Origin of the sequence: Nostoc sp. EspVER01 (assembly GCF_034530635.1) — a bacterium.
GTDB lineage: Bacteria > Cyanobacteriota > Cyanobacteriia > Cyanobacteriales > Nostocaceae > Nostoc.
In genome coordinates, this window is record NZ_JAVRCS010000031.1 from 45,488 (window position 1) to 68,535 (window position 23,048).

Genomic DNA, 23,048 nt, shown 5'->3' on the forward strand with positions numbered 1-23,048 from the left:
TATTTGAAAGTGCCTGAAAAAGGAACTTTCATAAATATAATAGGCTTCAGTGAGAGTAATTAGATGAGCGGATAGTGAGTAGTAAGCGAGGAAGCAGAAATTGTTGCCGACAATGCGGGGAGTTGTACGTAATGTAGGGAGATTGAGACGAATCTTGCCCATAGATGAACAGATGTGGATGAAGTTCGACTTACTGAGAACTCTAGTACGCCGGGATTTAGAAGCGCGTTACAAGGGTTCTATTTTAGGTAACTTGTGGCCTTTGCTAAATCAGCTATCCCAGTTACTGATTTATACTTATGTATTTTCCACTGTGTTGAAGGTGAAGCTGACTACTCTCAAGGGTTTACCAGCAAATGATTTCACCTTTGGTTTGTGGCTATTTGCAGGCTTACTTCCTTGGATTGCTTTTAGTGGTGGTCTAATGCAGTCCGCTAATTCGGTACTAGGACAACCAAATTTAGTCAAGAAGGTGGTATTTCCTTTAACTTTATTACCCCTAGTGCCAATTTTGTCAACATTCATTGAGAGTTCCTTTGGTTTAATGGCATTGATTTTTTTCGTGGCGATCAATGCTCATACTTTACATACTAGCTTGGCGCTATTACCCTTGATCTGGTTAACACAGTTATTGCTAACAGCAGGGTTGGGCTATTTAACAGCCGGACTAACTGTATTTTTGCGAGATATCCCGCAGACTTTAGGAGTAATTTTAAATATTTGGTTTTATGCAACACCGCTTGTCTATCCAGTATCAGCAGTTCCAGAGGAATGGCGGAGTTTGGTATTCTGGTTAAATCCAATGGCAGCGATCGCAGAGGTTTATCGTGACATAGTTTTAGTTGGAGAAGTAAAGCACTGGGGTGAATGGGGAGTTGCTTGTGTCATAGCAACAATTATATTTTGTTGTGGTTTTACAGTATACAAGCATTTGCGTCCAGCTTTTGCCGACGTGTTGTAGTCAAGGCTTCATTAGTTAGCCGCTTTTAAAACAAGCAAATGCTAACGTTAACTGTATATGTAGATAGCGATATAATTCAACAACAAGCAAAAATTATAATGAAGTAATTAATTTTTAATTGATAAATTTGTACCGTGTGAAATTCATTATTAGTTTAAGTATGCAGTGTTATGGGTGAGGAGATTGTAATTTCACTGAAGAATATCTCAAAGTGCTACAAGCGTTATGCTCGTCCGGTAGATAGGCTCAAAGAAACTTTACTACCTGGTAAGAGCCACGCTCAAGAATTTTGGGCATTGCGGGATATTAACTTAGAAATTACTAAAGGAGAGAAATTAGGAATTATTGGTCAAAATGGTTCTGGGAAAAGTACATTACTACAAATCATTGCTAGAACCTTGACACCAACTACAGGAGATGTCTGGCTTCACGGCAGAGTTTCAGCTTTACTAGAACTAGGTAGCGGATTTAATCCTGAATTTACTGGAAGACAAAATGTATTTTTCAATGGACAAATTTTAGGGTTAAGTCGTGAAGAAATTGAAGCCAAATACAATGAGATAGTCGAATTTGCTGATATCGGAGATTTTATTGAGCAGCCTGTTAAAACTTATTCAAGTGGTATGTTCGTGAGATTAGCATTTGCAGTTGCAGTAAGTGTTGATCCTGACATTCTAATTGTAGATGAAGCACTAGCAGTTGGAGATATTTACTTTCAGCAGAAATGTTTTGAGCGGATTAGAAATCTAACACGTATGGGAACAACACTTTTATTTGTTTCCCATGATTCAGCTGTTGTACATAAAATCTGTAACAGAGCTTTATTTATGGAAGCAGGAAATTTAGTGTTGGATGCTAAACCAAGGCAAGTAATTGATTTATATGAAGCCAAGCTGTTACAAAAAAAAGATATACAATCAGAATTAGTAGAAATTCAAATGCTTCCAGATTCTAATTATGTTACTTCAGAGGAAAATAAAGAATTTTTAGATATAACCTCAGAATCAGTACAAGAAGTAGTAATTAATGCGCCAGAAGTAAGCATAGAATTTGTTAGATTTTTAGATGAAACAGATCAAGAAATAAAAGTTGTAATTAGTGAGCAGTTATTACAGATTTCCGTAGGAGTTTTATTTTCCCAATATTTTGAAGATCCCCATATTGGTTTTAAAATACGGGAAAGAACAGGTGAGGTAATTTTTGAAACAAATACTCTATGTATGGGAAAAAAAATAGGTCGAGTAGAGAGCGGTACTTTACTGGAGATTTGCTTTAAGTTTAAAGTGCCTTTGATGGAGGGTGAATATACAATTACATTTGGCGTAGCTGATAGTGCAATTGGGGAAAGTTTATTCCAGAGAACATTAGTTTATGCTCATAATGTCGCCGCATTAAAAGTTCTAAGAAACAAAGACTCAATACTGTGGTCAGGTATAGTAAATCTTTCTCCTTCTATTTCTATTCATAAATATACTTATGTTTGACTCTATAATTAAACAGGCAAAACAGACAGAATATGACTTTAGAAAAACTACTAATCCAGAAGATCCCTTGTTACATCTTTTTGATGAGTGGATTGATTATTACAAACTCAAATCTGCGATCGCTCATGAATTAAAACCTCTTAATATCCTAGAAATAGGAGTACGTTTTGGTTATTCTGCCGCAGCTTTCCTACACGGATACCCTAATGCTAAATATACTGGTATTGACTTAGATACCAATGATTTTGGTGGTGTCAAAGGTGCAATTAATTGGGCAAAAGAAATTACTAAGCAGTTTAATACTGAATTTATTATTGCTGATACACAGGTAATGAAACGCTTGCCTGGTAATGTCTACGATCTCATTCATGTTGATGGGCAACAAAATGGAGACGGTTCCTTTCATGATTTAGAACTTGCTATTAAGCAATCCCGCTACGTGTTGGTAGATGGATACATGTGGACACAGCAGAACTTTATGGCAGTTAGTGATTTCTTATTTAGATATGCTGATTTGCTCGATTGGTATGGTGTAATACCAGGTTATGCCGGAGAGTTATTAATAAAAGTTTCTAATAATTATTTAAGTGAGCTTGAAGAACACCACCACAATACTAATTCTAGTCTAGACATTCGTCAAAGTTATACTAGTCACTACTATACTCAAGACTGTAGCGGATTTGATACTTATAAACAAAATCAAGGGAAGAAGTTAGAAGATCCAAGATTGCAATCTGTAGCAGCGATCGCTAGTTTGAAAGCATCAGGACGAGTACTTGACATTGGTTCTGGACGAGGTGAACTTAGTTATTATTTTGCTCGTCAAGGTTTTGCGGTTACATCTATTGACTATTCACCAAATGCCATTGAACTAGCAAAAAATTGTTTTAATGGAGAAGCTGAGTTAGCAGCCAACGTAGAATTCATCTGCGATCATGTCTGCAATGTACAACTGCCAGATAAGTATGATCTAGTACTAGCTTCTGACGTGATTGAACACTTAGCTTTTGAAGAACTAGATGCGCTTTATCAGCAAGTCGCGCACAGTCTTAAACAAGACGGATTATTTGTTGTGCATACTTTTCCAAATCTTTGGTATTACAAATATGAATATCCACGTAAAAGGAAAATTGCTGCTTCTGTTGGTGCCTACCTACCACCACAGCCCCGCTCAAGATATGAGCTACTAATGCATATTAATGAACAATCGCCAAGGATTTTGAAAAAGCAATTAAGCAAACACTTTAACCATGTATGTTTATGGTTTGGTGATACCCAGAATCCAGGTGGAAGTTTAGTAAAAAAGTTTTCTACAAGAGAAATAGGTGCAGCAACTAGTCTATTTGTAGTTGCTTCTCATCGACCCATAAATCGGGAACATCTCAAGAATAGCTTACAAATGTTCCCTATCCCACCCATCTCTGCTGGAAAAATCAAGATATTTGTGAAAGATCATCAAAAACTAGTAAATGCAGATAGTGAATTTGAAATTAAATTAGAAATTGAAAACTCTAGCGAATTTACTCTTAATAGTTATGGTTCTCATCCACTTCACATTTCGTATCATTGGATGAATGAAGAAGCTACCGATTACATTGTTTTTGAGGGACAACGAACAAAGATATTTCCCCCATTAAATAGCTCTGAAGATATAGTGTTGAAACATTTATTCAATAATAAAGTACCCAAAGAAACGTATAAAATTAAACTGAGATCGTTAGCACAAAAAGGTAGCTATATCCTGAGAGTGACATTGGTACAGGAAGGTGTACGCTGGTTTGATTTAGCGCCAACTTATTTAATGGAGGACATTGGAATCAGGGTGATATAAGCATTAAATACCATATCTAATCTAGAAATTAAAATCATATCATCATATCATCATATCAAGAAATAATTGAGGTTAAGTAATAAATAAATGATTGAATCCAATTATCCTGAAACTAATATTGATGAATTAATACATAAAAATGTTGAGCATATTAGCAAAAACCAAGCTCATTCTCAGTTAGGAGATTCACAATCTAATCTAGACACATCAAACTTGAAGTTAAGTATTAGTTATATTGAAACTTTTATTGAAAATGCAGAATCTCGTTCAAGTGCCCGTACAAAGTGGCCAGATCAACTTAATCTTTTTCCTTTGAATTTAAGTGGTAAGTTGCAAAAACTTATTCTAAAAATCATGAATTTTATCTTTAAAGATCAACGAGAAATCAATTTTAGTATAATTAATTCCCTAAAAGAGTCTGTAGCACTTAATCACCAGATGGTGGAACACATTGCGACTTTAAAAACGCAAGTGGATAACAACATCCAAGGGCTAGATGAGCGCCTGATTGCTATGGATAATCGCTTTCCAGGATTGGATGAGCGCCTGGTTGCTATGAATAACAGCATCCAAGGGCTAGATGAGCGACTGGTTGCTATGGATAATCGCTTTCCAGAGTTGGATGAGCGCCTGATTGCTATGGATAATCGCTTTCCAGAGTTGGATGAGCGCTTAGTTACTCTGGATAACAGCATCCAACAATTAGATAGGCGCTTGATTGCTGTAGAGAATCGCTTTCAAGGGTTGGATGAGCGCTTAGTTACTCTGGATAACAGTATCCAAGGAATAGATGACAGCTTAAATGCTATTCATACTTTAATTACCAACTGGTTAACTGGCGTTCAAGAACGTTTGGATACTCTGAATCGTCTAGTACAAGAAATAGATGAGCATAAAAATATTGTAGATGCTCGTATTGAAAGAATGGGCGATCAATTAATTACAACAGATAATCGTATAAATACAGCAAATGCTCGTATTCAAGAAATCAATGAGCATTACATCAGAAACGATAGTTACCTCAAAAATGACTTAATGCAGCAAAAACGTTTAATAACAGTGTTTTTGGAAGATGCAAGAAAACGTTTACCAGAACCTTTTACTCAAAAGGAGTTAGAAACCTTTGTAAATGAAGATATGCACTTTTTGGATGCCTTTTATGCTGCATTTGAAGAGCAGTTTCGAGGTAGTCGAGAAGAAATATTAGACAGATTAAAAGTTTATTTGCCATTGATTGAGGAAGCAAAGATAGGCACATATGAATCACCAATTTTAGATGTAGGTTGTGGGCGTGGTGAATGGCTGGAGTTGCTACAGGAATCTGGATATACAGCCAGAGGTCTGGATATCAACAAAGTAATGGTAGAACAATCCCGCTCCAGGGGATTTGAGGTGATAGAAGCGGATGTAATGGTTTATGTACAATCTTTACCAGATAGTAGCTTAGGAATGATAACAGGTTTTCATATTATCGAGCATCTAACTTTTCCAAAGTTAATGAAATTTTTCACTGAAGTAGTCAGGGTACTTAAGCCTGGTGGATTAGCCATTTTTGAAACACCTAATCCTCAAAATGTATTAGTTGGTAGTTGTAATTTTTATTTCGATCCCACGCATCATAATCCTTTGCCAAGCTCCATGATTAAATTTATTCTGGAAACGCAAGGTCTACACCAAGTAAAAATTCTCAATCTTCACCCTTACCCAGAAACTTATAAGCTCAGTGGTTCTGAGGTAGCTGAACGATTTAATGATTACTTTTACGGAGCGCAAGATTATGCAGTTGTAGGATACAAATTATAGACTCAAAAATTGAATGTATTAATTACCATATGAGCGAATTACAACCATCTCTAAGAATTGCTATAGATTTAACTCCTCTACGACCTGGTGGTGAAAATGGAGGTGCTAAAGTTTTAGTATTGACCCTACTAAAGCAATTTCAAGAATTAGCACCTCATCATTATTTCTTACTCCTTACAGCTCCTTGGAATCATTTAGAATTAGCACAATACGAGACTAACAGGATGGAGCGACTATTAGTTCCTGATTTAATTGATACACCAAAAAAAAGTAATTTGGGGCTTTTCTCTAGACTTGTAAAAAAAATAGTTAATAAAATCAACTTTAAGTTAAATGATTTTATAGGCTCTAGCTCCTTACTGAAAGAAAATAAGATTAATTTACTATTCTGTCCTTTCTCTGCACCAACATATGCTGACAAAGATATTCCGTTAGTAGCTATTGCTTATGATTTACAGCATTTAGACTATCAATTTTTCTTTACTACTCAAGAACAGCAACATCGAACAAAATTTATAGTTGAGCTTCTTAATAAGTCTCAAAAAATCATTTGTATTTCAGATTTTACACGCCAATCATTTATCAAGCATTTTAAAACACCCCCTGATAAACTTGCTGTTATACCAATTTCTATTCATGAACGCCTAGTTGAATTAAATGAAAGCACTGTGATAGAGCATCTCAGCAGTATAGGTCTAGCAGGACGAAAATATGCATTTTATCCTGCTAACTATTGGCCACATAAAAACCATCGTATCCTGTTAACAGCCTATGGAATATATAAAAAACAGTTTCCAAATTCATTTTTAGATTTAGTTTTTACAGGTGCATTAGAACATGAAGAAAAGCACTTAAAGGAAGCAGTAGACCTTATGGGTTTGAGTGACAATATCCTATTTTTAGGATTTTTAAATCAAGAGGCATTAACAGCTGTTTGGCAAGGATGCCAATGTTTAATTTTCCCTTCACTATATGAAGGATTTGGGATTCCAACTTTAGAGGCAATGAAATTTGGTAAGCCAGTATTATCTAGTAATGCTGCTAGCTTACCAGAAGTTGGAGGAGATGCCGTTATCTATTTCGATCCTCGAAAACCAGATGAGATAGCATCATGTTTGGCAAAGATTAGCGGTAATCAATTATTAGTTGAACAACTGGTAAAAAAAGGGTTTCAAAGATTAGAGTTATTTGATGGTAAGGAAATGGCTTACCAATATCTAAGTATCTTTCAAAAAGAGGCTTTAAATCAAAAGACATTAGTTCAAACAATGATTTCTGGCATTTATGATGATGGTTGGTCAGAACCTGAGTTTCATATTTCCATAGAGCCAGGTTTGTCAGGGCGAACTCTAGAGATTTTGTTTGAAACTCCTGAATTTTATCCAACCTCTAAAGCCACGATAAAATTACGTACTAAACAGAGAAAAGCTTCTTACAATTGCCTTCGGGGCGAATCACAGAAAGTTATTTGGCCACTTTTGCCTACAGGTGAAGTGGTAACAGTGCAAATATCGCCTAGCTTTCAACCTAGTCAACTAAATCTGAACTCGGATCAACGTCGGCTTGGGTTAATGGTACGCCATTGTCGAGTAAACTTAGTTGATGGGTCATCTAGTTCAATTTTAGCATTAGAGAGTGTGGTGTGAACTTAAAATTTAGCGTTATTACACCTTCTTTTGGTCAGGGTTGTTTTATAGAAAGAACTATACAGAGTGTGCTATCTCAACAATTGGCAGATACAGAAATGGAGTATGTAATCTGTGATGGTGCTAGTACCGATGGGACTGTAGAAATCTTAAAAAATTACGATAAGTACATAAAGTGGGTTTCAGAACCTGATAAAGGACAAGCAGATGCCGTTAATAAAGGTATCGCTATGACCACAGGTGACATAATTGCTTGGATTAATTCTGATGATATTTACTATCCAGGAACTTTTCAGGCGATTAAAGAGATTTTTGAATCTTATCCCAATATAGAAGCTATATATGGTGATGCCGATCACATTGATGAACAAGACCGAGTTATTGAAGCTTATCCGACTGAGGCTTGGAATTATCAACGTTTAATCGAAACTTGTTTTCTCTGCCAACCATCAGTATTTTTTCGCCGTAGTCTAGTTAAAAAATATGGCGACTTGAATGATTCTCTCAAGTACTGTATGGACTATGAGTTGTGGCTTCGTTATGCAAAGAATACACCATTTCATTATATACCACGCAAGCTTTCTGGTTCTCGCTTATATAAGACTAATAAAACACTGGGTCAACGGATAGCTGTGCATTATGAAATAAATAATATGATGCATTCCAAATTTGGAAATGTGCCAGATAAATGGATTTTTGCTTACGCACACGTAAAGATAGAAGAGAATTGGAAGTTAGACAGAACAAAACCTCTTCAAAACATGATTTTTGTGAATGCAGTAATTTTTAATAGTCTGTGGTCATTTTATCATTGGAAAAAATCGATTTCAGTTAATGCATCAGTCAGGATGATTTGGTGGTTAATTGCTGCCAATATATTTCTGATTAAAAATTTAGTTTTACTATTGAAAAGATTATGAGGATCGGTTTTGATATTAGTCAAACTGGAAAAGCCAAGGCAGGATGTGGATACTTTGCTGATAGTCTTATAAAACACCTAGTAAGCTGCGACAAGAATAATGAGTATTTGCTTTACTCCGCATTTGGAAACACTTTTTGGGATACAGAGCATGGAACTAGCACGTGCCGCCTTCATAAAAGTAATTGTACTCATCTACTAGACCATTTCTCACATCATGAATCTCTAGCTTTTTGGAGTACTTCAGCAGCAATTGATGAAGAAAAATTGGGAAATCCAGATATTGTTCACGGGAACAACTTTTCATGTCCTCGTTTTACTTCTGCTCGGTTTGTTTATACTTTATATGATCTGAGTTTCCTAGATCATCCAGAATATACTTCTGAGGCCAACCGATGGAATTGTTTTAATGGTGTTTTCAATGCAGCAATGCAAGCTGACTTAATTATTGCTATTTCTGAATATTCTAGACAACGATTTCTGGAAATATTTCCCCACTTTCCAATAGAAAGAACTCGTGTAGTCTATTTAGGAAGTCGTTTTCAGGATGATCATAAGGAAAAACCGGTTGCTGACCTCGAACCTGATAATTTTTGGCTTTCTGTAGGTACTTTAGAACCAAGGAAAAACTTACGCCGAACTTTGTTGGCGTACAAAAAATATATCGATATTTATAACGATCCTAAACCTTTGGTTTTAGCAGGAGGACAAGGATGGTTAGAAGACGATCTTGAAAGTTTCATTGTCAATATAGGCTTGACTAAGCATATTCGTAGACTAGGGTATGTGGATGATGATACACTAAACTGGCTATATAAAAATTGTTGGGCATTTGTTTATCCATCAATTTATGAAGGATTTGGATTGCCAGTGTTAGAGGCAATGGATCTTGGTGCAGCTGTTATAACTTCTAATACTACGAGTTTACCTGAAGTTGGCAAAGATGCAGTTTTATATGTAGATCCTACAAATGAAGCTGATATCGTGGCAGGATTTGCAAAACTTCAAGATGACAAATTGCGTCAGGTGTTGAGGTTTAATAGTCCAAGACAAGCCAATAATTTTTCCTGGTCGAAAGCAGCAAAGCAAGTAACTCAAGCATATATAGATGTTTTAGAACTTCCTAAAAAAACTTCTGAAAAGGAGATTAAAAAGCAATTTTTTATGAGTTAAATATAGGAATTTAACTCTAGCGTAAAAACGCTTAAACTAAATTTACTTTTTTAGAAAAGCTCATTCTCATTAGATGATTTTTCCCTATCGGCAGCAATACAACCTTGACAACTGTTGTGGTCTTAGTTGAAATTACAAAAATAGAGCATTTCAGACTTAATTGTAAAACAAAGTTTTGGATTTTCACTAAATAGTTTGCCATAACATATACTGAATAAACTTTTAAATTTTATTTTTTTAACAGTAGGATTATAACTGTGACTAGAAAAGCTCTCATTACCGGTTTAACTGGACAAGATGGCTCTTATCTTGCTGAACTACTACTAACCAAAGGCTATCAAGTCTTCGGCTTAGTCCGCCGCTCAAGTTCCAGTAATCTTGAGCGCATCAATCACCTTTCTGGCGATATCCAAATCCTCTCTGGCGACCTTTTAGATCAGTCATCTTTAATGGATGTGATTACCGAAGCTCAACCTGACGAAATTTATAATCTCGCCTCTCAAAGCTATGTTCCTCTGTCTTGGACACAACCTGCTCTCACTGCTGAATATACAGCCCTTGGTGTCTCCCGTATTTTAGAATCTATTCGTCGCTGCAAACCAGATGCCAGATTCTATCAAGCATCTAGTAGTGAAGTCTTCGGTCAACCTGATGAATCACCTCAAACTGAACGCACTGCCTTTCGTCCGCGGAACCCTTATGGTGTTGCCAAAGCATATGCTCATTGGATGACTGTCAACTATCGAGAGAAATACAATCTTTACAACTGCTGTGGTATTACTTATACTCACGAATCGCCTCGACGTGGGACAGAATTTGTATTTCGTAAAATCACCCATGCAGCTGCTCAAATTAAACTGGGTTTAGCAAATGAACTAAAATTAGGCAACCTAGATGCCCGTCGTGATTGGTGCTACGCCAAGGATGCTGTTTACGCTATGTGGCTGATGTTGCAGCAAGCACAACCTGATGACTATATCATTGCTAGTGGTGAAACTCACTCCGTCAGAGAACTCGTTGAGTGTGCTTTTAACTGCGTTGGTTTCAACTGGCAAGATTATGTCTCAGTTGATCCTGCTTTTTATCGCTCTGATGAACCAGTGCAGTTAGTTGGTTCCATTAATAAAATTAAGACGGAGTTAGGTTGGCAGCCTCAGCATTCCTTTGAGCAATTGATTGAGTTAATGGTTGACTATGATCTAAAAAAATTGAGCAGCGGCGGAGCTTAAATATTCTGATGCTAAAAATTGTAGTTGATGCCACCCCAGTGGATTCAAAACCCAGTGGGGTTGGCTTTTATGTTGCTAATTTGATATGCGCTCTTGATGTATTACAAAAAGAAGAAAATTTTCAGTTAGGAGTAGTGTATCAACCAGGGTTAAAAAATTGGCTTCGGGGTGATTTCAGGTTTCCTAAATCTTTTAAACATTCTTCTCAACAGTATCTCTTGCCTTTACCTGTAAGAATTTCAGATTTATTATTAGCTTTAGCGTTTAAACCTAGTTTATCTTACTTTGAAAAATATTTTGGTTCTCCAGATATATTACATGGTACAAATTACTCAGTTTATCCCTGTCAAAATAGTTTAAAGGTAATGAATATATATGATCTGACTTTTATTAAATATCCTAACTATATAGATTCAGTTGTAAAAACATATACAGAAAAGGTAAAGCGATGTTTACAGTGGACAGATTTAGTTCTAACAATTTCAGAAAGCTCTAAAAAAGATATTATTGAATATTTGAAAGTAGACCCCAGCAAAGTCTATGTTACACCTTTAGCTAGTCGCTACTATCCTAATTACTTGTCTGAGGAAATTGCCCAAGAGCTAGAAAAACAAGCTAATTATGATTTTTCTAAGCCATATCTACTTTTTGTCAGCACAATAGAGCCAAGAAAAAATATTAATACTATAATCACAGCTTTTAATTTTTTAAAAGAAAAGTATAAAATTGAACATCAATTAATATTAATTGGTAAGAAAGGATGGAATTACGAACCGATATTTGCAGCTATTGAAAATTCCCCTTGGGCAAACCAAATTCATCATCTTAATTACCTATCCAATGAATTAGTTGCATTATTTTACTCAAAAGCTGATGTCTTCGTTTATCCATCTCACTACGAAGGGTTTGGTTTACCTGTATTGGAAGCAATGACTCTAGGCGCTCCTGTGATCAGTTCCAATACTTCCTCAATTCCAGAAGTTACAGGAGATGCTGCTATACTAGTTGACCCTAGTAACTCTATCCAACTAGGGGAAGCCATACTGAAAGTAATCAGTAATTCTCAGTTACGTCAAGAATTAATTCATCAAGGGAAAGCCAGAGCAAAATTATTTTCTTGGGAAAGAACGGCAAAAGAAACATTAAACGCTTATAGAACCATTATTTAATGAAAATAGTAGATAATACCTCTGCCAAACAATTAATTATTAACTTATCTATTCTCTTGTCTAAACCAACGGGTATAGGCAACTATGCTCAAAACCTTTTTCCTTATTTAAAATCTTTGCAACCGACTCTATTAGTAGCGCAAAAATGTCCCTATTTTGACTGCTATCCAATACCGTCAAACTTAACACCAGACCACGGTACAAAAGGTCATTTTAAGCGCCTGATTTGGACACAATTTCAATTACCACAAATATATAAAAATCTCAAATCTAATCTTTTATTCTCCCCGCTACCGGAAGCACCCCTTTATAGCAACTGCCGTTTTGTTGTCACATCTTTTGACATGATACCGTTGCGCTTTGGCAAACGCTTTTCACCACTTACACCCTACCATCGCTACTACACTCCCCAAGTTCTTAAGCAAGCACAACACATTATTTGCATCTCCCAGACTACGGCTAAAGACATCACTGATTTTTACCAAATTCCCGCCAGTAAAATTACTCCGATTCCTTTAGCGCACGATCGCACTCACTTCCTTCCTCTCAACCTCCCCACCAGCAACTACTTTCTCTATATTGGTCGCCAAGATCCTTACAAAAACATCCAGCGACTCATCAGTGCTTTTGCGGCGTTACCTAACTGCAAAGACTATGAACTATGGTTAGTAGGGCCAATTGATTCGCGTTACACCCCGACTTTAAAAATACAAGTTGCAGAATTGGGTGTAACTAATCAGGTGAAGTTCCTTGACTATGTACCTTACAGCGAATTACCAAAAATTATCAATGAAGCGATCGCTCTGGTTTTTCCTAGTCTCTGGGAGGGTTTTGGTTTACCTGTTCTCGAAGCAATGGCTTGTGGTACTCCCGTGATTACCTCCAATCTCTCTTCTTTACCTGAAGTGGCTGGCGATACGGCGATTATGATCAATCCCTACAACACCGGAGAAATTACAGAGGCAATGCAGTCTATTGCAACTAATTCAGAATTGCGATCGCGCCTTTCTAGTCAAGGTATTACTCACTCTCAAAAATTCAGTTGGGAAAAAACAGGAAAAGCAACCGCCGAGGTGTTATCCCGTTACCTATAAATCAACGCCAGAATTTAAATGCAATGATTTGGGATTTTGTCAAGATTTCAGATTATCTTGACTAATGACTTGTAATTAATCCTAAATCCTTATGAAAGCACTAATTCTTTCTGGCGGTAAAGGTACACGCTTACGTCCCCTCACCTACAGCGGGGCAAAACAACTTGTACCAGTTGCTAACAAACCGGTTTTATGGTATGGCATTGAAGAAATGGTCGCGGCTGGTATTACTGATATTGGCATCATCATCAGTCCAGAAACCGGGGCAGAAGTCCAAGGAAAAACCGGAAATGGAGAAAACTTTGGAGCGAACATTACCTACATCGTACAAGATAAGCCACTTGGACTTGCTCACGCCGTCCAAATCGCTCGTCCTTTTTTAGGAGATTCTCCCTTTGTTATGTACTTAGGAGATAACCTGATTCAACTAGGTGAGTTACGTTACTTTCTGCAACAATTTAGCCAACAACAGCCAGATGCTTTGATTCTCTTACGTTCAGTTGCTAACCCTAGTGCCTTTGGTGTGGCTCAGGTGGATGAAACAGGACGGGTATTACAGTTAATTGAAAAACCCAAAGTTCCTCCTTCAAATCTGGCATTGGTAGGGGTTTATTTCTTTTCTCACCTTATTTATGATGCGATCGCAAATATTCAACCTTCCACCAGAGGCGAGTTGGAAATCACCGATGCTATTCAATACCTGATTAATCAGCAAAAGCAGGTTGTAGCCCACAATCTCCAAGGCTGGTGGTTAGATACTGGTAAAAAAGATGATTTATTAGAAGCTAATAGATTGATTCTCGATACTTATCTGACAGCATCAGTTGTGGGCGAAATTGATGCCCAAAGTCAGATTATTGGACGAGTCCAAATCGGGGTAAAATCTAAAGTAATTAACTGCACAATTCGGGGGCCAGTAATCATTGGTAGCAATTGTCATTTAGAAAACTGCTTTATTGGCCCTTATAGTAGCATCGCTAACAATGTCACACTCATTGATACTGATTTAGAACACAGCGTTATTTTAGAAGGTGCTAAAATTGTCGGCATCCATCAGCGCATTATTGATAGTGTGATTGGACAAAGGGCACAATTGAATCTTGCACCCCGTCGCCCTAAAGCCTTGCGATTTATGATTGGCGATGACTGTCAAATTGAACTAACGTGATTTACTTATTCAAAAGAAAAAAGCCACAGTCAAAATCTTATTCTAATACCTGTAAAATACAAGTATTAAATTATTCTCATAATTAAGACTGTGGCACATTACTGATAATATTAATGAGCATTGTACATACCAAAATTCCCGAAGTTATCCAACTCGAACCCCAAGTCTTTGGAGATGAACGCGGTTTATTTTTTGAAGCTTACAACCACCAAAAATTTGCTCAAGAGATAGGGATTGTTACGAACTTCGTCCAAGATAATCACTCTTGCTCTAAACAAAACGTCTTACGTGGATTGCATTATCAAATCCAACAACCTCAAGGTAAACTCATTCGGGCGATTGTTGGCACTATTTTTGATGTAGCCGTAGACATTAGAACAAGTTCGCCGACCTTCGGTAAGTGGGTAGGTTATGAACTCAGTGCTAAAAACAAACGCCTACTGTGGATACCACCAGGCTTTGCTCACGGCTTTCTGGCGCTTTCAGAAATAGCCGAAGTTCTCTACAAAACTACAGATTACTACGCGCCCCGAAGCGATCGCACAATTCTATGGAACGATCCAGATTTAGCGATAGATTGGCCCCTGAGTGAACCACCAATTTTATCAGCTAAAGACCAAGCAGGTAAATCTTTCAGAACTGCTGAAGTATTTGATTAAATGGTCATTGGTCATTGGATTTTGTCAGATACCCAGCCTCTTGTGATACCCTAAGCTTACTTTTATAGTGTGCGGAAAAACTTTGTCTTTCATCGGACTAATTCAAACCACGTTAAAGAGTGAGCGTGGCTTCTCTTGTACAAATGACAAATACTTCTCTACGAGAGGCTGCACTTCGACTACGCTCTGTTACCACGCCAACGGCTTCGCGGTAGTTGAATCTCGACTTCGCTCGATTACCGCGCAGTCGAAACTCAGTACAAGTGACAAATGACAAATGACTAAATCAATTTTGCTGATTGGTAGTAACGGTCAAGTGGGTAAGGAACTACAACAAATACTCTCATCATCCGGCGATATTATCTCAGTAGCACGCCCAACAATAGACCTTACCCAATCCGATACCCTCCGCAAAGTTATCAGATCCAAGCAGCCACAAATCATCATTAATGCTGCCGCTTATACTGCTGTAGATAAAGCCGAAAGCGAACCCGAACTTGCTACCGCTATTAATGCTTTTGCACCCCTATTTCTTGCCCAAGAAAGCCAAAAGTTAGGAGCTTTTCTAATTCATATTTCGACCGATTACGTTTTTGATGGCAATGGCTGTAGCCCTTACCAAGAAACTGATGCGACTAATCCGTTGAGTGTCTATGGTAAAACCAAACTCGCTGGAGAAGAAGCTATTCGGGAAAATTGCGCCCATCATCTCATTCTCCGCACAGCTTGGGTTTATGGAACCTTTGGCAAAAGTAACTTTGTCAAAACCATGCTGCGACTAGGTGCAGAACGTCAAGAACTTCGTGTTGTCGCCGATCAAATTGGTAGCCCGACTTGGGCGCAAGATATAGCGGCAGTTATAGCCCAGACGATTCCCCAATTAACTCCAGAAATTAGCGGCTCTTATCACTACACTAATAGCGGTGTTGCTAGCTGGTATGATTTTGCCGTCGCCATTTTTGAAGAAGCCCAACAGCTAGGCTTCCCTTTGAAAGTTGAACGTGTTGTCCCCATTACAACGGCCGAATATCCCACACCAGCCCGTCGCCCTGCTTATTCCGTCCTTGCTTGTGGAAAAATTGCGGCAATTCTAGGGACTTATCCCCCCCATTGGCGACAAAGACTCCGGCAAATGCTCACAGATTTGAAAATTGAGCATGGGGAATAGGGCATTGGGCATTGGGCATGGAGAAGAGACAAGGTAGACAAGGTAGAGGGGGGAGACAAGGGAGAGACTTGTTCAATCAATAATTCCCCCTTGTCTCCCTTGTCTCCCCTGCTCCCCCTGCCTCCTCTGCTCCCTATTCGCTATTTCTTTTGACTTTTTAATACTCCCGTTTCATGTTGTATTGGCAAGACATCTAAAATATCAGTTTGGGAACAATATTTTAAATCATCTAGACAGTCAAGACGCAACAATCGTTGACCGTGACTAGCTTGGTGAAGTAATCCTAATAAGTTATCTTGCCACTGAGAGTAAAGAGCGATCGCACTAATTACTTCATCGTTACCAGCGAGTTCTTCAGGTGACAACTTGGTTTGCTGCAAAATACTATGAGCGATCGCACCTGCACAAACTGTATCCTCTAAGGAATAACTGCCTTCCCAACCGGAACCGACAATCCATACTGTCTCTGGTTGCTTATCTAAGAGAAATTGCACCACCGCCGCCCGGTTAATCAAGGCTGCTGCTAATACATTTGGGGAGTCTTGTACCCTTTGTAAAGCACGAGTGCCGTTTGTGGTACTGATAAACAAACGCCGCTCTTGCACTAATTCTGGTGTGCAGTCGAGGGGAGAGTTTCCCAACTCAAAACCAGCGACTTTCGCGCCGCCGCGTTCTCCAGCCCGCAGACGTTTTTCAGGGGGCCATTTTTCGCTAACTTCAATTAACTGATCTAAATCGCTGAATACTTGTACAGCTTCGCCTCCAGATGCCAAGACAGTCGCTATTGTGCTAGTGGCTCGCAAGACATCGACTGCGATCGCACATTCTGGCGCTTTATCCGTTGGAGTCAATTCAGGAGTGTGGTATACGAATAACTTCACGGGCTGGATACACCTGTTTTAATACTACTGCCGCAAATAACATTCTACCTAGTTGGTGTCACTAACTATAGTCACAATTATTCGCAAACAATTTTTTAGCATCAAATATGCACAATGTAATCAATTCAATACAAAAATACTCAAAAAGTCCATTTTTATGCTTTTAGACTTTCATATTTGCTGCACTATCCTGTAATCTAAGACAAGAACAGATTTTCTCAAGCTGTATTTGGCATTCTAAGTTAGTACCACTACGCATCCTGACTAATACCTAGCCAAATAGAAAGTAAAATTTTTACCTCCACTCCGCTCATCCCAAATTGAAAATCGCTATGGCACCTTTACCCGACTACCGTCCTAAACAGCTATCTTTAGGCCCGTTGGAAGCGGAAATTTTAAATATTATCTGGGAACTTGGTTCAGCCACAGTCAAGGATGTACACGATCGCATCCTCGCCGATCCCAACCGCGAATTAGCGTATACTTCTGTAACCACAGTTTTACGTCGCCTCACTGATAAAGGTTGGCTGGCCTGCGATAAGAAAGAGCGGGCATTCTATTGGCGGCCAATGCTGAGTAAGCAGCAATCAGATGTAATCAAAGCTCACGAGCAGTTACAGCGATTTCTAGCAGTGGGAAATCCCGATGTTATTGCTGCCTTTGCCGATAGTCTAGATGAAGCAGCTAGTGAGCAAATAGCAGCGATCGCTAAACGTATTCAATCTGCACGCCAAGCCAGGGAGGAACAATGATGCATCTAATAATGATTTTGAATGCTTTGGCAGTTGCCTGGTGGTTAAGATCCACTTGGAATCAACCCCAAGGCAATTGGAGTCGGCGGTGGCAGCGATCGCTATTTTTGTTTCTCTTCCCCCCCTTGCTAATTTTCATGACTGCGATCGCGGTGCTGTTCATGGGGCCTCAAGGACAAATGGGCGGAATGTATACAGGCTCAATTAGCTATTTACTAGCATTAACTTATTTAGCATTTTTTGCCATTTCATGCATTAAACTTGCTTTCCAGGGTTGGCAGTCTGTAGAATCTGCCCGTAACTGCCCTTTAGTGAATGTTGGCGATAGACGAGCCAGACTGCTGCAAACGGGCGCGTTGTTTGCAGGTCAAATTGGTTTTTGGCAACCAGAATTAGTGGTTAGCCAAGGATTAGTGCAAACTCTCTCACCTGCTCATTTAGAAAGCGTCTTAGCCCATGAGCAAGGGCATCACCATTATAGGGATACGTTCTGGTTTTTCTGGCTGGGTTGGGTGCGTTCTTGCACTGCATGGTTGCCAAATACAGAGCCTTTGTGGGAAGAATTGTTAGCTTTGCGCGAACTCCGTGCCGATGGTTATGCAGCATTGCAAGTAGACCCTCTGGTGCTAGCAGAATCACTTTTATTAGTGGTTAGTAGCGGCCCCGTTTTATCGGAAATTTGCTGTGCTGCATTAGGTTCCTCTGGTGCAGATCGTTTAGAACAAAGAGTAGAAGCTTTATTAGCACCAACAGAAGCAACCCCAGAAGCTCAATTGCAATCGTGGCATGGCTTTCTGTTGGCGTTCCTACCTCTACTGACTGTGATATTTCATAGTTAAGTTGAATTTAAAAAGCTACTACAGCACGAAATCGTTATGTTTGTAACGAAAATTATGTTATTTGTAACAAAATCGTGGTGTTTGTAACAAAAATCGTTATGTTTGTAACGAAAATCGTAGCGTTGCTAACAAAACTCGTAGTGTTTGTAACGAAAATCGTAGCGTTACTAACGAAACTCGTAGTGTTTGTAACAAAACTCGTAGCGTTGCTAACAAAACTCGTAATGTTTATAACGAAAATTGCAATCAAAACAAATTAACAAGCGGTAATTACGAACTACGAATTAAGCTTATTCGGCGTTGCTGAATTAAGGGATGATTCTTGTGGGGTGGGCATCCTGCCCGCCCAGAAATACAAGGGACGCTCATGTTGCCCATCTCACAAAAATAGTAAAATCATCCCGCAAATATGCAACCCCGCTTATTCTTCTTCTAGCAACTGTTCTATATATTTTTGTACCAAAGGCACTTGAAAAGCATTGCCTTCTGGAGTCAAGATTTCTTTTCGCGTTAGTTTGCGGATAACGCCTTTGTCTTGCTGTGTGGGAGTTTCCCCGTGGATTATCCGGCGCAGGAGAGAGCGATCGCGTGTAATTCATCTTTACGACCGACAAATAGCCTGGGATCTTCAATGAAAATATCTATTTGGCAAATGGCCCAATGTTGACTGCCAATAGTGCAGAACAAAGCATTGAAGCGATCGCCAATTTCCTAAACTAGATTAACAGCACAACCCCTTTAGCACCTTTGCCAAATACTCATACTGCTCTAAAGTATTGTAAATCTGCGCCGAAATCCTTACCAACAGCCGAGGTTTTTCCTGCCACGGCATCACCTGCACTTGAATACCAAACTTATCAAACAACTCATCGTGTACAGACATGAAATCGCGGTTTTCCAATATCGTAGGCATTGGCACAACCGCCATTGAACCAATCATCTCCTCTGGACAAGGCGGCTGCACCTCCAACGCTTCACAAAGTAGCTGTCTTCCCTGCAACACTAGCTGATGATTTTGCTGTCTCAATTCTTTCCACCCACCAGGTAACAAGGAACCCATAAAAGCGATCGCTTCCGGTACACACATATAAGCTGTAGGATCGTCTGTACCTGTCCAGTCAAATTCCAACTGAAAGCGGCTTTTATCAATGCGTGGCGAATTTGTCCCGTGGCTAATTGTCAGAGGACGAATTTCTGACTGTTTATCTCGTCGCACATACAAAAATGCTGCCCCTTTTGGCGCACACAGCCATTTATGACAATTCCCCGTGTAATAAGTTGCGTCAATCTCTCGTAAATCGAGAGAAATCATTCCAGGCGCATGTGCCCCATCTATCAATGTATCTACACCCCGTTGTTGCAACTCCTTCGCCAACTCTTGCATCGGGAAAATTAGCCCTGTCTGACTGGTAACATGATCCAAAAGTGCTAATCGTGTTTTTGGTGAAACTCGCTCAATTACTGCTGCGATTACTTGCTGTGGCGAGTCAATGGGGAAAGGAATTTTTGCCACTACCACCCGCGCACCAGTGCGACTGGCAATAAAATCAAGTGCATTGCGGCAAGCATTATATTCGTGGTTGGTTGTAAGTATTTCGTCCTCTGGTGAAAACGTCAGCGACCTTAACACCGAATTAACGCCAGTCGTCGCATTGGGGACAAATACCAAATCCTGCACATCAGCACCTACAAACGCCGCTAACTTACTTCTGGCATCGTCTAGCAGAGGTTCCCATTCCCTACCAAAAAAGCGTAAGGGTTCATGTTCGAGGTGCGATCGCAAACGTTGTTGAAACTCCAGCACTTGTTTAGGACAAGCACCAAAAGACCCATGATTCAGAAACGTCACAGCCGAGTCAAGCGACCATAAATCTCTGATGGATAATCTAGAATCCAAAATTTAAAATCCAAAATTGATAAACTCCCCAGGCTGGATTCGAACCAGCGACCAATCGATTAACAGTCGATCGCTCTACCACTGAGCTACTGAGGACCACTCACGATTTATAATCTTAGGGCTAAAAATAGTATTTGGCAAGTACTTTCGCCAATATTTTTTTTAGATAGTTAATTTATAGAAATTTTGCAGCCAAAATCGATTCAGGAACTTAAGCAGAGACTCTGAGATACTAAATATCTACTGTAATCCCATTCGTAATTCAGCCAGACGCTGCCGCGCCTTAGCATCAATGGCATTAGCTAAAAACCGACTCTTAGATTGTTTGCGCGTATGATACTTTTGTCGCATCCGGCAAACAGTGGTTTCCACTTCCCCACAGAGTTGCTGTGCTGACAACCATTCAGCCCCATATCCTTGGATCATCAACTGCTGTGCCCGATCTGATGTAGCAACAATCACACGAGAAATCAAAGATTGGGCTATTTGGTGGCGAAAAGAAGCGCAGGATTTTTCAATATAAGTATCTGCGGTTTGCCCAAAATCAGTGTAATAAACAGATAAAAGCTCAGTAATAATTTCTTTATTACTAGAGGTGTTCTGATATTGGGCATCAAAAACTATCTGAGTTGTGTAACCTTGAAACGCACTATAACCAGTCATCGCTTCCACAAGTTCGCCCCGTGCAGCCTCTAATCCAACGCTATCACGCGTTTTTTTAAGGCAAGGCCAAGCGCCTATGATATTGTAGCCGTCCACTAACAAAACGGCTTGGAGTAAGGAACGGGGCATGGTTTTTGATCACAATTTTCTAGAGTTAACAAAATTCATTCATAAGTTTTATAATAATTGATGCATAGTCTGTAACACTATGCTACACAGAATAAAAAATACGGCAGCCTCACAAAACTCAAACTTCAGATAGACCCACCAACTTAAAACGCGCCTTTGTTTAAAAGGCGCGTTACAGTTCTTTATTAGTAGTATTCAGGAGTGCTAAGTACAATGAATTTTACTCAGCACTCAATTAAGAGGCTTCGCTGTGTACCTCCATCAGACGTTGTTTGAGGCGTTGGGCTTCCCCACTATCAACCAAAGAGCCTTTTTCTAGCAAAAAAGCGCCGTCACAGTAATTTAGCTCATCTAATCGATGTGTCACCCAAAGGGCTGTAATACCTCGACTTTTGACAAGGCGGCGGACACCAGCAACTAAATCCAACTGGCTATCTGGATCTAGTAAAGCAGTGGGTTCATCTAATAATAGAACTTCACAGCGACGGGCGATCGCACCTGCGATCGCGACTCGCTGTTTCTGTCCGCCAGAAAGTGCATAGATAGGGCGTCGTTGCAAAGTAAGCAAATTCACCGCTCCTAACGCCTCCTCAACCCTGGCTCTGGTAGCAGCAGGTGGCAACTTTTCTTCCACCAATCCAAAAGCCACATCAGCACCAACCGTTGGCATCACCAGTTGATGATCCGGATTTTGGAAGACAAAGCCAACGGGTTGTAAAACCCGAATTTCGCCAGATTCAGGAGCTAATAACCCCGCCAGCAGTCTCAGTAAAGTAGATTTTCCGCTGCCATTTGTACCCAAGAGCATCCAAAACTCACCCTTGGGTACTTCTAAAGAGCAAGATTTGATCACTTTCTCTCCATTAGGCCAACTGAAATTTAAATCCTTGACCTCAATGCCCACTTGAGCCATTTGTCAACCTTGGTTACTCAGCAGCTACAGCGAAAAAGCCAGGTGGTCTGCCGCCACCAGGAGTTGTACCATCTTTCTGAACAATCTGCACTCCAGAAATTTCACTAGCGCGGACAGCAATTTTTTTCTCTGTCTTGCCTTCGCACTTGAGTTCTACAATGTCAGGGTTCCCAGAACGGATTGCTGCCAAAATTAGCTGATAGACAGCCTCAGCATCCTCTGCTGACTTACGTTGTACTGAGATCGGGAAAGCAGTGTTTCTGATGCTTAAATCGATGGTAAACATTTAGCAATAATCAAATTTAACTGTGGACTCATTTTAGCGTCAGCTGACTGATTCTAGGAAAATGGGGCATTGAGCATTCGCTATTGAACAGTTATCCACTGTCAACTGTCCATTCCCCTTTCTCTCACCTCAATCTGAATCAAAAATTAATTTTTATGACAAAACCCCTAGAAAAATTAGCAATTTACACCTAATATGATTAAAGGTGTGTAAAAAATTGTAAACTTGGTTAACAACCTGGTTAACTTTCTGCTTATGGAAGGCTTTATATATGGCCATCTATAATACAGATACAACCTGTACTTATAAACATTTGGAGATTTGCTGTAATGACCATCGCAGTTGGACGCGCCCCTAGTAGAGGGTGGTTTGACGTTCTCGACG

General features: G+C 39.4%; 20 protein-coding genes and 1 tRNA gene. 15 read left to right on the forward strand and 6 right to left on the reverse strand.

Annotated features, from left to right (window positions below; translation table 11 throughout):
- Positions 1-112 precede the first annotated feature (112 nt).
- The 13 genes from RMX69_RS22520 (at position 113) to rfbD (ending at position 16,304) form a co-directional block, all read left to right on the forward strand.
- On the forward strand, positions 113-961 hold the full coding sequence (locus RMX69_RS22520) for an ABC transporter permease (RefSeq protein WP_289800086.1): 849 nt from the start codon (positions 113-115) through the stop codon (positions 959-961).
- A gap of 170 nt (positions 962-1,131) precedes the next feature.
- Positions 1,132-2,445, forward strand: coding sequence for an ABC transporter ATP-binding protein (locus tag RMX69_RS22525; RefSeq protein WP_289798707.1), 1,314 nt, complete (start codon positions 1,132-1,134; stop codon positions 2,443-2,445).
- On the forward strand, positions 2,438-4,276 hold the full coding sequence (locus RMX69_RS22530) for a class I SAM-dependent methyltransferase (protein WP_322638757.1): 1,839 nt from the start codon (positions 2,438-2,440) through the stop codon (positions 4,274-4,276). Before RMX69_RS22525 ends, RMX69_RS22530 begins: the two co-directional genes overlap by 8 nt.
- An 87-nt stretch (positions 4,277-4,363) precedes the next feature.
- Entirely contained in the window at positions 4,364-6,079 is a 1,716-nt protein-coding gene (locus RMX69_RS22535) for a methyltransferase domain-containing protein (protein WP_322638758.1), read from the forward strand.
- Positions 6,080-6,108: 29 nt separating this feature from the next.
- Complete coding sequence (locus RMX69_RS22540; RefSeq protein ID WP_289798704.1) at positions 6,109-7,725, forward strand: glycosyltransferase family 4 protein; 1,617 nt, start codon at positions 6,109-6,111, stop codon at positions 7,723-7,725.
- On the forward strand, positions 7,722-8,645 hold the full coding sequence (locus RMX69_RS22545) for a glycosyltransferase family 2 protein (protein ID WP_322638759.1): 924 nt from the start codon (positions 7,722-7,724) through the stop codon (positions 8,643-8,645). The genes RMX69_RS22540 and RMX69_RS22545 overlap by 4 nt, the downstream gene beginning before the upstream one ends.
- Entirely contained in the window at positions 8,642-9,817 is a 1,176-nt protein-coding gene (locus tag RMX69_RS22550) for a glycosyltransferase family 1 protein (RefSeq protein WP_322638760.1), read from the forward strand. Before RMX69_RS22545 ends, RMX69_RS22550 begins: the two co-directional genes overlap by 4 nt.
- 257 nt (positions 9,818-10,074) lie before the next feature.
- Entirely contained in the window at positions 10,075-11,046 is a 972-nt protein-coding gene (locus RMX69_RS22555) for a GDP-mannose 4,6-dehydratase (protein WP_322638761.1), read from the forward strand.
- Positions 11,047-11,054: 8 nt separating this feature from the next.
- On the forward strand, positions 11,055-12,215 hold the full coding sequence (locus tag RMX69_RS22560; protein ID WP_322638762.1) for a glycosyltransferase family 1 protein: 1,161 nt from the start codon (positions 11,055-11,057) through the stop codon (positions 12,213-12,215).
- Complete coding sequence (locus RMX69_RS22565; RefSeq protein WP_322638763.1) at positions 12,215-13,309, forward strand: glycosyltransferase family 1 protein; 1,095 nt, start codon at positions 12,215-12,217, stop codon at positions 13,307-13,309. Before RMX69_RS22560 ends, RMX69_RS22565 begins: the two co-directional genes overlap by 1 nt.
- Positions 13,310-13,400: 91 nt before the next feature.
- The gene (locus RMX69_RS22570; RefSeq protein ID WP_289798698.1) at positions 13,401-14,477 is read left to right on the forward strand and encodes a glucose-1-phosphate thymidylyltransferase; all 1,077 of its coding nucleotides are present in this window, start codon (positions 13,401-13,403) and stop codon (positions 14,475-14,477) included.
- 113 nt (positions 14,478-14,590) lie between these two features.
- Positions 14,591-15,136, forward strand: a complete 546-nt coding sequence (gene rfbC, locus RMX69_RS22575) for a dTDP-4-dehydrorhamnose 3,5-epimerase (RefSeq protein WP_289798697.1) — start codon at positions 14,591-14,593, stop codon at positions 15,134-15,136.
- Positions 15,137-15,413: 277 nt separating this feature from the next.
- Positions 15,414-16,304, forward strand: a complete 891-nt coding sequence (gene rfbD, locus RMX69_RS22580) for a dTDP-4-dehydrorhamnose reductase (RefSeq protein WP_322638764.1) — start codon at positions 15,414-15,416, stop codon at positions 16,302-16,304.
- Positions 16,305-16,444: 140 nt separating this feature from the next.
- On the opposite strand, the gene RMX69_RS22585 is transcribed toward rfbD, so the two are convergent.
- Complete coding sequence (locus RMX69_RS22585) at positions 16,445-17,185, reverse strand: 2-phosphosulfolactate phosphatase family protein (RefSeq protein WP_289798695.1); 741 nt, start codon at positions 17,183-17,185, stop codon at positions 16,445-16,447.
- Between the two features lie 332 nt (positions 17,186-17,517).
- On the opposite strand from RMX69_RS22585, the gene RMX69_RS22590 reads away from it, so the two are divergent.
- The gene (locus tag RMX69_RS22590; protein WP_069069046.1) at positions 17,518-17,937 is read left to right on the forward strand and encodes a BlaI/MecI/CopY family transcriptional regulator; all 420 of its coding nucleotides are present in this window, start codon (positions 17,518-17,520) and stop codon (positions 17,935-17,937) included.
- Complete coding sequence (locus tag RMX69_RS22595) at positions 17,937-18,776, forward strand: M56 family metallopeptidase (RefSeq protein ID WP_322638767.1); 840 nt, start codon at positions 17,937-17,939, stop codon at positions 18,774-18,776. The genes RMX69_RS22590 and RMX69_RS22595 overlap by 1 nt, the downstream gene beginning before the upstream one ends.
- A gap of 721 nt (positions 18,777-19,497) precedes the next feature.
- Here RMX69_RS22595 and RMX69_RS22600 read toward each other — a convergent pair.
- The 5 genes from RMX69_RS22600 to RMX69_RS22620 all read right to left on the reverse strand — a co-directional run bounded on the left by RMX69_RS22600 (position 19,498) and on the right by RMX69_RS22620 (position 22,664).
- The gene (locus RMX69_RS22600) at positions 19,498-20,673 is read right to left on the reverse strand and encodes an aminotransferase class V-fold PLP-dependent enzyme (RefSeq protein WP_322638765.1); all 1,176 of its coding nucleotides are present in this window, start codon (positions 20,671-20,673) and stop codon (positions 19,498-19,500) included.
- A gap of 24 nt (positions 20,674-20,697) precedes the next feature.
- A tRNA-Asn gene (locus RMX69_RS22605) sits at positions 20,698-20,769 on the reverse strand.
- A gap of 144 nt (positions 20,770-20,913) precedes the next feature.
- Complete coding sequence (locus tag RMX69_RS22610; protein ID WP_289798693.1) at positions 20,914-21,465, reverse strand: NYN domain-containing protein; 552 nt, start codon at positions 21,463-21,465, stop codon at positions 20,914-20,916.
- 235 nt (positions 21,466-21,700) lie between these two features.
- Positions 21,701-22,378: an ABC transporter ATP-binding protein gene (locus tag RMX69_RS22615; protein ID WP_289798692.1), complete on the reverse strand. Its 678-nt coding sequence runs from the start codon at positions 22,376-22,378 to the stop codon at positions 21,701-21,703.
- A 13-nt stretch (positions 22,379-22,391) separates the two neighbouring features.
- Positions 22,392-22,664: a hypothetical protein gene (locus tag RMX69_RS22620; protein ID WP_012410874.1), complete on the reverse strand. Its 273-nt coding sequence runs from the start codon at positions 22,662-22,664 to the stop codon at positions 22,392-22,394.
- Positions 22,665-23,048 lie beyond the last annotated feature (384 nt).

Bases quoted from the DNA above. Each gene is read 5' to 3' on its own strand.
- RMX69_RS22520 (WP_289800086.1), top strand. From the start codon at position 113: ATGCGGGGAGTTGTACGTAATGTAGGGAGATTGAGACGAATCTTGCCC.
- RMX69_RS22525 (WP_289798707.1), top strand. From the start codon at position 1,132: ATGGGTGAGGAGATTGTAATTTCACTGAAGAATATCTCAAAGTGCTAC.
- RMX69_RS22530 (WP_322638757.1), top strand. From the start codon at position 2,438: ATGTTTGACTCTATAATTAAACAGGCAAAACAGACAGAATATGACTTT.
- RMX69_RS22535 (WP_322638758.1), top strand. From the start codon at position 4,364: ATGATTGAATCCAATTATCCTGAAACTAATATTGATGAATTAATACAT.
- RMX69_RS22540 (WP_289798704.1), top strand. From the start codon at position 6,109: ATGAGCGAATTACAACCATCTCTAAGAATTGCTATAGATTTAACTCCT.
- RMX69_RS22550 (WP_322638760.1), top strand. From the start codon at position 8,642: ATGAGGATCGGTTTTGATATTAGTCAAACTGGAAAAGCCAAGGCAGGA.
- RMX69_RS22560 (WP_322638762.1), top strand. From the start codon at position 11,055: ATGCTAAAAATTGTAGTTGATGCCACCCCAGTGGATTCAAAACCCAGT.
- RMX69_RS22565 (WP_322638763.1), top strand. From the start codon at position 12,215: ATGAAAATAGTAGATAATACCTCTGCCAAACAATTAATTATTAACTTA.
- RMX69_RS22570 (WP_289798698.1), top strand. From the start codon at position 13,401: ATGAAAGCACTAATTCTTTCTGGCGGTAAAGGTACACGCTTACGTCCC.
- rfbC (WP_289798697.1), top strand. From the start codon at position 14,591: ATGAGCATTGTACATACCAAAATTCCCGAAGTTATCCAACTCGAACCC.
- rfbD (WP_322638764.1), top strand. From the start codon at position 15,414: ATGACTAAATCAATTTTGCTGATTGGTAGTAACGGTCAAGTGGGTAAG.
- RMX69_RS22590 (WP_069069046.1), top strand. From the start codon at position 17,518: ATGGCACCTTTACCCGACTACCGTCCTAAACAGCTATCTTTAGGCCCG.
- RMX69_RS22595 (WP_322638767.1), top strand. From the start codon at position 17,937: ATGCATCTAATAATGATTTTGAATGCTTTGGCAGTTGCCTGGTGGTTA.
- RMX69_RS22610 (WP_289798693.1), bottom strand. From the start codon at position 21,465: ATGCCCCGTTCCTTACTCCAAGCCGTTTTGTTAGTGGACGGCTACAAT.
- RMX69_RS22615 (WP_289798692.1), bottom strand. From the start codon at position 22,378: ATGGCTCAAGTGGGCATTGAGGTCAAGGATTTAAATTTCAGTTGGCCT.
- RMX69_RS22620 (WP_012410874.1), bottom strand. From the start codon at position 22,664: ATGTTTACCATCGATTTAAGCATCAGAAACACTGCTTTCCCGATCTCA.